This window comes from Fulvimonas sp. R45 (assembly GCF_030504985.1).
GTDB lineage: Bacteria > Pseudomonadota > Gammaproteobacteria > Xanthomonadales > Rhodanobacteraceae > Rhodanobacter_A.
This window is the reverse complement of sequence record NZ_JASERU010000019.1, coordinates 56,811-69,077: the sequence shown is the minus strand read 5'-3', so window position 1 is coordinate 69,077 and position 12,267 is coordinate 56,811. Positions and strand designations below refer to the sequence as shown.

The window sequence follows — 12,267 nt, the reverse complement described above, 5'->3', positions numbered from 1 at the left end:
CCGAGCTAACGCGGGCTATGTCGATGGTACCCTCGCCCGGTCACACGTCTCCACCGCGCGGGTCATGGCTGAGGCGAAGAAAAGACGTTGAAAGGCATGGCTCTCAAAATCTCCCCGTGGCCCGCGCCGGGAGCTGTTTGCGCGCAGGCCAGGGAAGAGCGAGGGAGTGGACGTCCGTCCACGACTGCGCATTCCGGCAATGGCTGACCATCGTTCCGGTAACTACTGACCATCTCGCTGGTGCTGACCAGGGCGCCAAGTTGGGGGATTTGGTCATGCTCTGCACGCCGACATCATGACCAATTTGAGGTCCATCCGCCGAAACTGGCCGGGAGCAGACTTAAGGTAACTGCTCTCCAAATCTGGTCATGGCATCCACTACTTCGGCTGGATTGGACAGGAACACATAGTGGTGGCCGTGCGGTATCCGCACGGTTTTCGCCGATGGTTGTTGACGCTGGAGCGTAGCGATTTCTTGCTCCTGCATTCGAGTGTGCAGCGCATCCGCTGCTTGCCGCTTCGCCTCATCACTGCCGACTGGAAGATCCAATGTGCGTGGTACGGGGACAATGTCGAGTATGGGCACGTCGGGTGCGCGGAAGCGCTCTTCGCCTTCAAGGATGGCGTTGTATACGAACGCCGGTGCTTTCTGCTCTCCGACGCCGCCCGTGGCGCTTGTCGCAAACGTCTGGCGTATCTCGTCTTCAGGTATGACTCCCCCGAGTTGTGCAGAGACGAAACAACGAAACGCCGGGAAACTGGCCAGTTCTTTGGGCGTTGGTTCGGAAGGCGGAGCCCCCGTTGTACTGGCGTCATCCGCAGCTATCCCGGCAAGCTCGCTCCCAAGGCTCCGTTGCAACACGGAGACGTCATTCAACAGCTTGGTCATCTGCGCCTTGTCTGTCGGGTCATCGTGCATGCGAGAAATCTGCGCGGACAGATGACTCAAGTCAGGATGATAGGCCCCGCGAGCCTGATCGTAGATCGCGTATTCGTGCGCGGCATCGAGGTAGATCAGTCCGGCAATTTTGCCTTGATAGTGTGTCCCTATCGCGCTCAATTCCTCGCCGGCGATCGAATGGCCGGCAAGAATGGGACGATCGATATCGAGTGCCTTGACCACGGCCATCACATCATCGGCCAGCCGATCGGCGTCATAGCCGTTCTTGGGCACGGACGATGCTCCGAAGCCGCGTCGAGTGATGCCATAGACGTGAAAATGTCGCGCCAACTCCGGGGCAATCGCGTCGAACACATGCGCCGTATTGCCAAGCCCCGCCAAGAGTACCAGTGGTCGCCCAGTCCCGCCCCAATCGAGCACTTCCAGCCGCACTCCATCCGCCACTGGAACAAATTGCCGGTGATAGCTGATGCTTTCCGCCTGGAAAGTCGAGTCGGTGGCCGAGCAAGCTGCGGCCCCTGAGGCCGTATGCATGAACGCCATGCCCAAGATGACTGCTACCCACGCCCTGCTTATTGTTGGCATTTCGCAATCCTTGACTACACGTGTAGCCACGCTAATCTATAGCTACACGTGTAGTCAATAGACCCAAGGTTACGCAAGCGCTTTGGGTAGAGACTCGTCGGGAATTTGTAGGTCATCGGGAACAAACATGGGGGCGTCTATCATGACTAATGTCCACCTTGTCGAAAGCCGTCGCTTCTAGGATGCAAGCTGGAGCGCCTGGCAACGGTGAGCCAGCCGCCTTTGGTCAGCACCAGCAGAGAGTTCAGCGCTCGCCGGAATCGATGTTCAGTGTGACCGGAATCCGTACACGACGGAGCGATGACGCCGGCCTGTGGGACAACAGACCCGGCCCTCCGGGGTGGCCTCGCATGGCCGCCATGCGAGGCCAACACGAGGTGTCTGGAGATCGTGAGCAGGCTCTGAGGGCGTTTCGCCTCAGCGGAAACCAGCCATGACCAGTGCGGCCGGCCGGCCGGATCAGTCCGCGTCCGTGACCTTGGTCCGACGGCGCCTGCCCTTGGTTTCCCGGGCGGCGATCAGCCCCTGCAGGTAGGCGATTCCTTCCTCTTCGGGGAAGAAGCCCACCACGTCGGCCACGGTCAGCGCGTAGCGTTCGCGCAGGACGCGGAACTCCGCTTCGGCCTGGGCCAGGCGGGCGGATGCCGACCTTCGCTTTGGCGCGACCTTCTCCTTGGCCGGTGTGACGCTCTTCTGTTCGAGAGCCGCGAGTTCTTCCTGAAACTGGCGGAAGTCGTAGGTGCTGGATTTCATGGGGAAAGGACTGTGAGACGTTCCATCTTCTCATGTTTCATGGTCGTCCGCCTCCCGTCGCCGCTTCCGCGGCATCGCGACCACAGGGCGGCGCCCATTGGCGCGGTACGAAGGTGGCATGGCGGTCTTCCGCGCATCGGTCGGGGCGTGCGGGCCATATCCGATGCCCCGCCTGTTGCCGGACAGGCCGGGCGGCTCAGCCGGCGGCCAGCCCGCGCAGTTCGACCTTCTCGGACGTCACCGCGAGCACCGAGCCCTGCTCGTACCAGTCGCCCAGCACGATGCGCTCGGCGGGCCGGCCGTCCAGTTCGAAACGGTGGATGGCGGGGCGATGGGTATGGCCGTGGATCAGCCGGGTCACGCCGGCCGTGCGCATGGCCTCGGCCACGGCACCGGCGTTGACGTCCATGATCGATTCCATGGTGCTGCCGGTATGCGCCTTGCTGTCGGCGCGGGCCTTGGCGGCGAAGGCGCGACGGGCTTCCAGCGGCATCGACAGGATCTGCGCCTTCCACTCGGGCGTGCGCACCTGCCTGCGCACGGCCTGGTAGGCGTGGTCGTCGGTGCACAGCACGTCGCCGTGCATCAGCAGGGTGGGGCGGCCGTACAGCGTGTGCACGGTGCCGTCGTCGAGTATGTCGAAGCCGGCGCGGCGGGCGTAGTTCTCGCCGAGCAGGAAGTCGCGGTTGCCGACCATGAAATGCACCGGCACGCCGGCGTCGCGCACGGCGCGGGTGGCGGCGGCGATGCGGGCGGGCAGTTCGGCGTCGTCGTCGTCGCCGATCCAGGCCTCGACCAAGTCGCCGAGGATGTACAGCGCGTCGGCGCCACGCACTTCGTCGCCAGCCAGGTAGCGTTCGAACAGGTCGGTGATCCGCGGGCGGCTGTCGTCCAGGTGCAGGTCGGCGATGAACAGGGTGCGGCTCATGCGCCCTTGGCCGGCTTGGCGGGCTTGCCCGTGGCCTTGGGCGTGGCGGCCGGCTTGCCGACCTTCGCCGGGGCCGGCGCTTCGGCCTTCGGCGTGCCCGCTGCGGCCGGGGCCGCACTGCTGGCGGACGAGGCAGGCCCGGCTTCGCCGGCCACGCTGGCGCTTTCGATCACCACCAGCGGGTTGGGCACGTCGGCCGCGAACGGGCCGAGCGCGCGGGTGGGCAGGGCGGCGATCTTGTCGATCACGCCCATGCCGGCCACCACCTTGCCGAACACCGCGAAGCCCCAGGTCAGGCCGCTCTGGTTGCCGGCGTAGTCGAGGCGGCGGTTGTCGACCAGGTTGACGAAGAATTGCGAGGTGCCCGAGTTGGGATCCGCGCCGCGCGCCACCGCCACGGTGCCGCGCAGGTTGGAAAGCCCGTTGTCGGCCTCGCTGGGCACCGGCGGGTGGGTGCGCTTGGGCTGCAGGTCGCGCGTGTACAGGCCGCCCTGCACCAGGTAGCCGGGGATGGAGCGGTGGAACACGGTGCCGGCGTAGAAGCCCTCGCGCACGTAGCGCAGGAAGTTGGCCACGCTCTTGGGCGCCTTGTCCGGGAACAGTTCCAGCGTGATGTCGCCCTGCGAGGTATGCAGCACGACCTGCGGGTCGGCCGCCGGCGCGGCGGGCTTGTCCGGGGCGGCGGCGAAGGCGGGCAGCGAAAGCAGCAGCAGCGAGGCGAGCAGGAACCGTGGCATGGCGTGGGGCGGGTGGCGGAATGTCCGCCCATGATACGCGCAGCGGCTTGAATGCGGGCCGAGCGCGGCGCGGGGCCGGGGCTCAGCCGGCAGCGACTTCCAACGCCAGGCCCAGTTCGCCCATCGGCGCCACTTCCTGCGTGAGGTCGGCCTCGCTCAGCGGGTGCTGTTCCAGCCAGCCGGCGGGCAGGCCCAGGCGCAGGCGCTGGCTGGTGGCGGCCAGGCGCAGCGGCGGCAGCGATTCGGCGCGCCGGGCGCGGCGGAACAGCACGGCCAGCCGCAGCAGTGCGGTGATCTGCCGCGCCAGCTGGCGGTAGCGCTGCGGCAGCGCGGCGAAGGCGGCCTTGTCGGGCTTGCGCCGGTGCGCCTCGACGATGGCGGCGAGCAGTTGCTGTTCCTGCCGCGAGAAGCCGGCCATGTCGGCGTGGCGCAGGATGTAGGCGCCGTGGCGGTGGTGCTGGCTGTGCGCGATGGCCAGGCCGATCTCGTGCACGCGCGCGGCCCACGACAGCCATTCGCGCGCCTCGCCGTCGAGCTTCCACGACTTCGCCACCTGGTCGAACAGCGCCAGCGCGGTGGATTCCACCCGCCGTGCCTGGGCGCGGTCCACGCCGTAGCGGGTGGCCAGCGCGTCGATGCTGGCGGTGCGCGGGTCGCTGCCGCCGGCGCGGCCGAGCAGGTCCCACAGCAGGCCTTCGCGCATGGAGCTTTCGCATACCCGCAGGCGCTGGATGCCCAGCGCCTCGAAGGCGGCCTCGAGGATGACCACGGCGCCGGCGATCACCGGCGCGCGCTCCTCGGCCAGGCCGGGCAGCTTGAGCGTGGCGATCTGGCCCTGCTCCAGCAGCGCCTCGCGCAGGGCGGCCAGGGCGGCGGGAGTGATGCCGTCGTCGGACAGCTTCATCGCCTGCACCGTGGCGCCGATCGCCTTGGCGCTGCCGGAGGAGCCGTAGGCGTCCAGCCAGCCGGCCTCGCGGTAATCCTCGGCGAACTGCTGCAGCAGCACGCCGATCTCGTTGTTGGCGCGCTGCCAGCGCTTGCGGGTGAGCTTGCCGCCGGGGAAGAAGCGCAGCGTGGAGGCGATGCAGCCGGCCTGCACGCTCTCGGTCTGCAGCGGGGCCAGGCCGCGGCCGATGATGAACTCGGTGCTGCCGCCGCCCACGTCGATCACCAGCCGGTGCTCGCGCGAGGCGGGCAGGCCGTGCGCGGCGCCGAGGAAGATCAGGCGGCCTTCCTCGCGCCCCGACACCACCTCCACCGGATGGCCCAGCGCGGCCTCGGCGGCGGTGAGGAAGGACTGCGGCGTGGCGAGCTGGCGCACGGTGTTGGTGGCCACCGCGCGCACGTGGCTGGAAGGAATGCCGGCGATGCGCTGGCCGAAGCGGGCCAGGCAGTCCATCGCGCGGGCGCGGTGCGCGGCGTCCAGCGAGCCGTCGGCGCGCAGGCCGGCGGCGATGCGCACGCTGTCGCGCAGGCGGTCGATGATGCGCGGCTCGCCGTGCTCGACCCGGGCCACCATCAGGTGGAAGCTGTTGGAACCCATGTCCACGGCAGCGATCAGCTCGCCGCTGCGGATCGGGTTGGAGTCGCCCTGGCTCAAGCGTGGGTTCCTTGCGGCGGGCGGCGCGCGTCCGGGCCGGCGCCAAGGCCTCCATCATGCCGGATCGGGGGCCTCATGGGCACAGCTTGTCCAGCAGGGTCTGCTGCGCGTCGTGCGCCGGGGTGTCGCCGGGTTCGGCACGGGTGTAGCGGCCGTCGGCGTCGAGCAGCCAGGCATGGGTGTTGTCGGCCAGGTAGTTGGCCAGGGTCTCGTCGTACACGCGCTGCGCCAGCACGGGGTCGAGGATGGGGAAGGCCACCTCGATCCGGCGCAGCAGGTTGCGTTCCATCCAGTCGGCGCTGGCGCAGTACACCTCCGCGTCGCCGCCGTTGGCGAACCAGTACACCCGGCTGTGCTCGAGGAAGCGGCCGACGATGGAGCGCACGCGGATGCGCTCGGACAGGCCGGGCAGGCCGGGCCGCAGGGTGCAGGCGCCGCGCACGATCAGGTCGATCTCCACGCCCGCCTGCGAGGCGCGGTACAGCGCCTCCACCACGTGCGCCTCGTTCAGCGCGTTGAGCTTGGCCACGATGCGCGCGCGCTTGCCGGCACGGGCGTGGGCGGTCTCGCGCTCGATCTTCTCCACCACGCTGGTGTACAGCGTGAACGGCGAGTGCAGCAGCCGCTTCAGCTGCAGCCGCGGGCCGAGGCCGGAGAGCTGCTGGAACACCTTGTGGATGTCCTCGCCGATCTCGGGATGGGCCGACATCAGGCCGATGTCAGTGTACACGCGGCTGTTGGCCTGGTGGTAGTTGCCGGTGGACAGGTGCACGTAGCGGCGCAGGCGGCCGTCCTCGCGGCGCACGATCAGCATCATCTTGGCGTGGGTCTTGTAGCCCACTACGCCGTACACCACCTGCACGCCGGCCTCCTGCAGGCGCATCGCCAGGCGGATGTTGGCCTCCTCGTTGAAGCGCGCGCGCAGCTCGATCACCACGGTGACGTCCTTGCCGTGGCGCGCGGCCTCCACCAGCAGGTCGACCAGCGGGGTGTCGGAATCGGCGCGGTACAGGGTCTGCTTGATCGCCAGCACGTCCGGGTCCTGCGCGGCCTGGCGCAGCAGGTCCACCACCGCACCGAAGGACTCGTAGGGATGGTGCAGCAGCACGTCGCGCTGGCGCAGCACGTCGAAGGTGCTGGCCTCCGGCGCCAGCCCGGCGGGAAGGCGCGGGGTGAAGCGCGGGAACTTCAGCGTGGGGCGGTCCAGCTGCCCGTACACGGAGCCGGCGCGGATGATGTTAACCGGCCCGTCGCAGCGGTAGACGTCGGTTTCCTCCAACTCGAAATTGGCGATCAGCATGGACACGATCGCCTGCGGGCAATCGGTGCCGATCTCCAGCCGCACCGGCCGCGCGTAGCCGCGGCCGAGCAGTTCCTCGCTGAGCGCGCGGGCCAGGTTGTCCACCTCGGCCTCCTCCACCACCAGCTCGCTGTTGCGGGTGACGCGGAACTGGTACGAGCCGGCCACCGCGAGGCCGGGGAACATCAGGTCGGCGAAGGCCTGCAGCAGTTCGGCCAGGAACACGAAGTGCTCGCCCTCGCCGCACACCTCGCCGGGCAGGCGGATGATCCGCGGCAGCGAGCGCGGCGCGCGCACCAGCGCCATGTGGCCCTCGTGGCCGAAGGCGTCGCGGCCTTCCAGCACCACCGCGATGTTCAGCGTCTTGTTGAGGATGCGCGGGAACGGGTGCACCGGGTCCAGGCCCAGCGGCGACAGCACCGGCAGCACCTCGTTCTCGAAGTAGCCGCGCAGCCAGCGCCGCTGGCGCTCGTTCCATTGGGTGCGGGTGAGGAAGTGGATGTTCTCGGCGTCGAGTGCCGGCTTCAGTTCCTCGTGCCAGGTGGCGTACTGTGCCGCCACCAGGTCCAGCACGCGCTGGCGGATGCGCACCAGGATCTCGGCGGAGGGCAGTCCGTCCGGCCCCGGCGCCGCCGAGCCGTAGTTGTGGTGGTGCTTCAGTACCGCCACGCGCACCTCGAAGAACTCGTCGAGGTTGTTGGCCACGATGCTGAGGTAGCGCAGCCGTTCCAGCAGCGGCACGCGCGGGTCGCGCGCCTGGCTCAGCACGCGGAAGTTGAACTCCAGCGCGGCCAGCTCGCGGTTCAGGTAGAACTGCGGGTCGGTCGGTTCGACGGGGGCCAGGGGCCCGGGAGCGGCGGCAAGGGACATGGCGGCATTCTCGCCCAAGGCGGTGGGGCTTGCATGCGGCGCGGGCCGCATGGCTCAGCGGCGGTCAAGGCTCCAGCGGGCCGGATTCCGGCTCCTCCGCCGGCAGCACGCGGGCGTGGCCGAAGCGGCAGGCGAAGGTGGAACCCTGGCCGGGCGTGCTGCGGATCTCCAGCTGCGCCTGGTGCAGGTTCAGCACGTGCTTGACGATGGACAGGCCCAGCCCGGTGCCGCCGCTTTCGCGCGACCGGCTGGAGGAGACGCGGTAGAAGCGCTCGGTGAGCCGCGACAGGTGGTCGGCGGGGATGCCGAAGCCGGTGTCGCTGACCGAGTAGATCGCGCTGCCGTCCGGCGCCAGCTCCCAGCGGATGGCGATGGTGCCGTCGGTGGGGGTGTAGCGCACTGCGTTGCTGACCAGGTTGGACAGCGCGCTGTGCAGGTCCTTGGGCGAGCCGAGCAGGTCCACGTGGGCGCGGTCGTCCAGCGTGACGCGGTGGCGGCCCTGGCTGAGCGCCTCGGCCTCCTTGCGCAGCGTGGCCAGCAGCGGGGCCATCGGCACGCGCTCGTCCACCACGCGGTCCTGCGTCTCCAGCCGCGACAGGGTGAGCAGGTCCTCCACGATCTGGCCCATGCGCTTGGACTGCGTGCGCATCTCGCCCAGCACCGGCGCCAGCGCGGGCACGTCCTCCGGGTCCAGCAGCTCCAGGTAGCCGTGGATCACCGTCAGCGGGGTGCGCAGCTCGTGCGACACGTTGGCGACGAAGTCGCGGCGGATCTGCTCCAGCCGGGTGAGGTGGCTGATGTCGCGCGCCAGCAGCAGGCGCTGCTGGTGGCCGAACGGCAGCAGGGTGAGGTTGATATGCCGGCTGGGCTGGCCAGGGGCGGACACGTCGCTCAGCGGCTCGGCGGCGCCGCCCTGCAGCCAGTCCGCCAGTTCCGTGCCATGCAGGCGCGCCTGCAGGAAGACGCCGCGGTCGTGTGGGCGGCGCAGGCCCAGCAGGCTCTCGGCGGCGTGGTTGAACCAGCGCACGCGCTGGTGGCGGTCCAGCAGCACGATCGCGTCGGGCAGGTGGGCGGCGGCATGGCGCAGGTCGTGCAGGCTGCTGGCGAGGCGGCGCGAGCGGTGCATGAAACGGTCGTGGCGGAGCGGGCTGGCGTCGGGCATGGGCGCCATGGTGGCTTGCGTCACATGACGGATCCGCGACAGCAGGAGGACGATTTCCAGCACGGCCGCCACGGCCACGCCGGCGGCGACGTGGCCAACCGCGGCTCCGGCCAGCGCGCCTGCGGCCAGGCCGCCGAGCAGGGCGGCCGGCAGTTTCCATGCGGGGTCTGGGCTGGATGTCCCGGCCATCGGTGCCCGGCTCAGGCGCTGGTGGAGAAGCGGTAGCCGGCGCCGCGCACCGTCTGCACCAGGGCGTCCAGCTGCCACGGTTCCAGCGTCTTGCGCAGGCGGCGGATGTGCACGTCGACGGTGCGCTCCTCCACGTACACGCTGCCGCCCCAGACGTGGTCGAGCAGCTGCGCGCGGGAGTACACGCGCTCGGGGTGGGTCATGAAGAAGTGCAGCAGGCGGTACTCGGTGGGGCCGATCGCCACCGCCTCCTCGCCGGCGAACACGCGGTGCGCGGGGCCGTCGATGCGCAGCCCGCCCAGCTCGATCACGCCGGAGCCGTCGTCGCCCTGGCTGCGCCGCAGCACCGCCTTGATCCGCGCGATCAGCTCGCGCGCGGAGAATGGCTTCACCACGTAGTCGTCCACGCCGGCCTCGAGGCCGTTGACGCGGTCCATCTCCTCGCCGCGCGCGGTGAGCATGATGATCGGTATCTCGCGGCTGGATTCCTCGCGGCGCAGCCGGCGCGCCAGTTCCAGCCCGCTCATGCCGGGCAGCATCCAGTCCAGCAGGATCAGGTCGGGGATGCGCTCGGCGATGGCGATCTGCGCGGCACGGGCGTCGGCGGCCGGCACCGCCTCCATGTCGGCCTTGCGCAGGGCGAAGGCGACCATGTCGCGGATCGAGGGTTCGTCTTCGACGATCAGGATGCGTTTGTGCACGCGCGGGCTCGTTCGGTGGCCTGTGACACGAGTATTGCAGCGGTGTCATGTTACGTGAGGATGACATCGCCTGGCCGGCGTTCAGCGATTGGCGCCGTTTCCGCTGTCTGGGTTATCGGGAGTCTGGATCCTGCGCTTCTGCAGCTCCATCAGCAGCGGCGTCAGTTCGGCCATGCGGGCCTGGATGCGCGCGCGCGCGTAGTAGTCCAGGTCGGGCCGCTTGAGCAGGCGCTTGAGCTGCTCCATCGCGTCGAAAGGGCGGCCGGACAGGTAGCTGGCGTCGGCATAGGCCTCGCCGGCACGCACGCTGTCGCCGGCCTTCTCGCTGGCGCGGGCGTAGGCAGTATAGATGTCCGGTTCGTCGCTGTCGTCCAGCAGCGGGCGCAGCAGGTCGGCGGCGCGGGTAGCCTGCGGCTTGTCGCCGCCCTGGGTCAGCGCCTTGGCATAGGCGAGCGCCACCGCGTGGTTGCGCGGCGAGCCGGCGTTGAGCCCGGCGTATATCGCCAGCGCCTGGTCGCGCTGGCCGGCCTGCAGCCGGGCGTCGGCCATGGCCAGGCGCAGCACCAGGTTGTTGGCGTGCGCGGCCAGCAGCGACTGCAGCTCGCCTACGGCCTTGGCGCCGTTGCCGCTGCGGGTGAGCGCCAGCGCGTAGCCGTAGCGGTTGGACGGCGTGTCGAAGCCATGTTGCTTCGCCAGGTTGGTGGCGTAGTAGGTGGCGAGTTGCTGGGCGTCGCCGGCCAGCACGCGCACGCGCTCGCGCATCAGCAGGAAGGTATCCAGGGCGCCGGGCCTGGCATGGCTGGCGAGCAGGGCGGTGGGATCCTTCACGTAGGGGATCGGCGCGGTCTGCCTTTCCCATTCGGCCTTGTCCAGCGCCAGGCCGGCGGGACGCAGCTTCTGCGCGGCGATCAGCTGGCGTGCGCGCGCCTTGGCGTCGCTGATGCGCACCGTGGTCACCGGGTGGTCCTGCAGCAGCGGCGGCACGTCGTCGCCGCCGGCGCCGGTGCTCAGCACGTCTTCCATGCGCTGGAAGAACGCGGCCATCGCATCGGGATCGAAGCCGGCGTTGGCCAGGGTCTGGATGCCGACCCGGTCGGCCTCGGTCTCGTCCTTGCGGGTGAAGTTGATCTGCTTCTGCTGCAGCAGGCCCTGGCCGCCGGCCAGCACCGCCATGCCGGCGTCGCCGCCGTTGTGGGCGGAGCCGGCCGCGATGGCGCCCAGCAGCACCAGCGCCAGCAGCGGGGCGTCCTTCTTCGAAGCCTCGAACGCGCGCTGCAGGTGGTTCTGGGTGATGTGGCCGATCTCGTGCGCGATCACCGCGGCCAGTTCGCTTTCGCTCTGGGCGATCACGAACAGCCCGGAGTTCACCGCGATGTAGCCGCCCGGCGCGGCGAAGGCATTGATCTCCGGATCCTTCGCGATGAAGAACGCGAAGTGGTCCTTCGGCCGGGCGCTGGCGGCCACCAGGCGATAGCCGAGGTCGTTGAGGTAGTCGTCCAGCAGCGGGTCGTCCACCACCATGTTCAGCGCGCGCATCTGGTGCAGCATGGCCGCGCCGTAGTCCTGCGCCTCCTGCGGCGAGATCAGCGCGTTGGCCGAGCTGCCCAGGTCGGGCAGGCGCACGTTGTCCTGCGCGCCGGCGCCGAAGGCGAGGCCGGCGAGGACCAGGGCCGTCAGCAGGCGGGGGGCAGGGCGTCGTGGCGACATGGGCATAGGTTGAGAGACAATACCACTGTGACCATCGCCGGCAGGGGCAGTTCAGCGCCTGCCGGCTTGTTTTTGCAGGCACCGCCGCCATCTGGGAGGCAGGTGTTCGTGGAGCCCGCCATGTCCAAGATTGAAGTCTATTCCACCGCCGTCTGCCCGTACTGCGTGGCGGCGAAGAACCTGCTCAAGGCCAAGGGCCTGGAGTGGAGCGAAGTGCGCGTGGACACCGACCCCGCGCAGCGCGAAGCCATGCTGGCGCGCAGCGGCGGCCGCCGCACGGTGCCGCAGATCTTCGTCAACGACCAGCTGGTGGGCGGCTACGACGACCTGGTGGCCGCCGACCGCAGCGGCAAGCTGGCCCGGTTGCTGGGCGAGGCCGCATGAGCGGCGACGACGGCAAGCCGGGCCAGGACCGCGTCGCGGAGTTCACCGCGTTCCGCCAGCGCATGAACGAGCGCATCCTGGCCGAGGACAACCAGGTGGTGCGGCGCTTCTTCGCGCTGGACACGCAGACCTACAGGCCCGGCGCGCTGGACGTGAAGACCAAGGAGCTGCTGGGCCTGGTCGCGTCCATGGTGCTGCGCTGCGACGACTGCATCAGCTACCACGTGGCGCAGTGCAAGGAAGCCGGCGTGACACGCGAGGAGTTCTTCGAGACCTTCGGCGTGGGCCTGGTGGTGGGCGGCTCGATCGTGATCCCGCACCTGCGCCGCGCGGTGGATTTCCTCGACCAGCTGGAAGCGGGCGCGGCCGGCACGGCCGGCCACTGCGCCGACCACGCCTGACGCCGTTCTCCCTCTCCCCTCCGGGGGCGAAGCCATGCTGCTTGCGAGC

The 12,267-nt window shown here is 69.4% G+C and carries 11 protein-coding genes; 2 read left to right on the top strand and 9 right to left on the bottom strand.

Annotation, left to right across the window (positions count from 1 at the left end):
• Nucleotides 1–340: 340 nt before the first annotated feature.
• The 9 genes from QMK61_RS15010 to QMK61_RS14970 all read right to left on the bottom strand — a co-directional run bounded on the left by QMK61_RS15010 (nucleotide 341) and on the right by QMK61_RS14970 (nucleotide 11,439).
• Entirely contained in the window at nucleotides 341–1,444 is a 1,104-nt protein-coding gene (locus QMK61_RS15010) for an alpha/beta fold hydrolase (RefSeq protein ID WP_302073040.1), read from the bottom strand.
• A gap of 501 nt (nucleotides 1,445–1,945) precedes the next feature.
• Nucleotides 1,946–2,239: a 2-hydroxyacyl-CoA dehydratase gene (locus QMK61_RS15005; protein ID WP_302073035.1), complete on the bottom strand. Its 294-nt coding sequence runs from the start codon at nucleotides 2,237–2,239 to the stop codon at nucleotides 1,946–1,948.
• A 196-nt stretch (nucleotides 2,240–2,435) separates the two neighbouring features.
• Nucleotides 2,436–3,167, bottom strand: a complete 732-nt coding sequence (lpxH, locus tag QMK61_RS15000) for a UDP-2,3-diacylglucosamine diphosphatase (protein WP_302073034.1) — start codon at nucleotides 3,165–3,167, stop codon at nucleotides 2,436–2,438.
• Nucleotides 3,164–3,904: a peptidylprolyl isomerase gene (locus tag QMK61_RS14995; RefSeq protein WP_302073033.1), complete on the bottom strand. Its 741-nt coding sequence runs from the start codon at nucleotides 3,902–3,904 to the stop codon at nucleotides 3,164–3,166. The genes lpxH and QMK61_RS14995 overlap by 4 nt, the downstream gene beginning before the upstream one ends.
• A gap of 82 nt (nucleotides 3,905–3,986) precedes the next feature.
• Entirely contained in the window at nucleotides 3,987–5,447 is a 1,461-nt protein-coding gene (locus QMK61_RS14990; RefSeq protein WP_302073039.1) for a Ppx/GppA phosphatase family protein, read from the bottom strand.
• A 130-nt stretch (nucleotides 5,448–5,577) separates the two neighbouring features.
• Nucleotides 5,578–7,674 carry a polyphosphate kinase 1 gene (ppk1, locus tag QMK61_RS14985; protein WP_302073032.1) on the bottom strand — a complete coding sequence of 699 codons (2,097 nt, stop codon included), beginning with the start codon at nucleotides 7,672–7,674 and terminating at the stop codon, nucleotides 5,578–5,580.
• 64 nt (nucleotides 7,675–7,738) lie between these two features.
• Complete coding sequence (gene phoR / locus QMK61_RS14980) at nucleotides 7,739–8,800, bottom strand: phosphate regulon sensor histidine kinase PhoR (RefSeq protein ID WP_302073038.1); 1,062 nt, start codon at nucleotides 8,798–8,800, stop codon at nucleotides 7,739–7,741.
• 236 nt (nucleotides 8,801–9,036) lie between these two features.
• Nucleotides 9,037–9,726, bottom strand: a complete 690-nt coding sequence (gene phoB, locus QMK61_RS14975) for a phosphate regulon transcriptional regulator PhoB (protein ID WP_302073031.1) — start codon at nucleotides 9,724–9,726, stop codon at nucleotides 9,037–9,039.
• An 81-nt stretch (nucleotides 9,727–9,807) separates the two neighbouring features.
• The gene (locus tag QMK61_RS14970; protein WP_302073030.1) at nucleotides 9,808–11,439 is read right to left on the bottom strand and encodes a M48 family metalloprotease; all 1,632 of its coding nucleotides are present in this window, start codon (nucleotides 11,437–11,439) and stop codon (nucleotides 9,808–9,810) included.
• A gap of 114 nt (nucleotides 11,440–11,553) precedes the next feature.
• On the opposite strand from QMK61_RS14970, the gene grxC reads away from it, so the two are divergent.
• Together grxC and QMK61_RS14960 are read left to right on the top strand one after the other, a co-directional pair.
• Complete coding sequence (gene grxC, locus QMK61_RS14965; RefSeq protein WP_302073029.1) at nucleotides 11,554–11,817, top strand: glutaredoxin 3; 264 nt, start codon at nucleotides 11,554–11,556, stop codon at nucleotides 11,815–11,817.
• On the top strand, nucleotides 11,814–12,218 hold the full coding sequence (locus tag QMK61_RS14960) for a carboxymuconolactone decarboxylase family protein (RefSeq protein ID WP_302073028.1): 405 nt from the start codon (nucleotides 11,814–11,816) through the stop codon (nucleotides 12,216–12,218). The genes grxC and QMK61_RS14960 overlap by 4 nt, the downstream gene beginning before the upstream one ends.
• The last annotated feature ends 49 nt before the right edge of the window (nucleotides 12,219–12,267 follow it).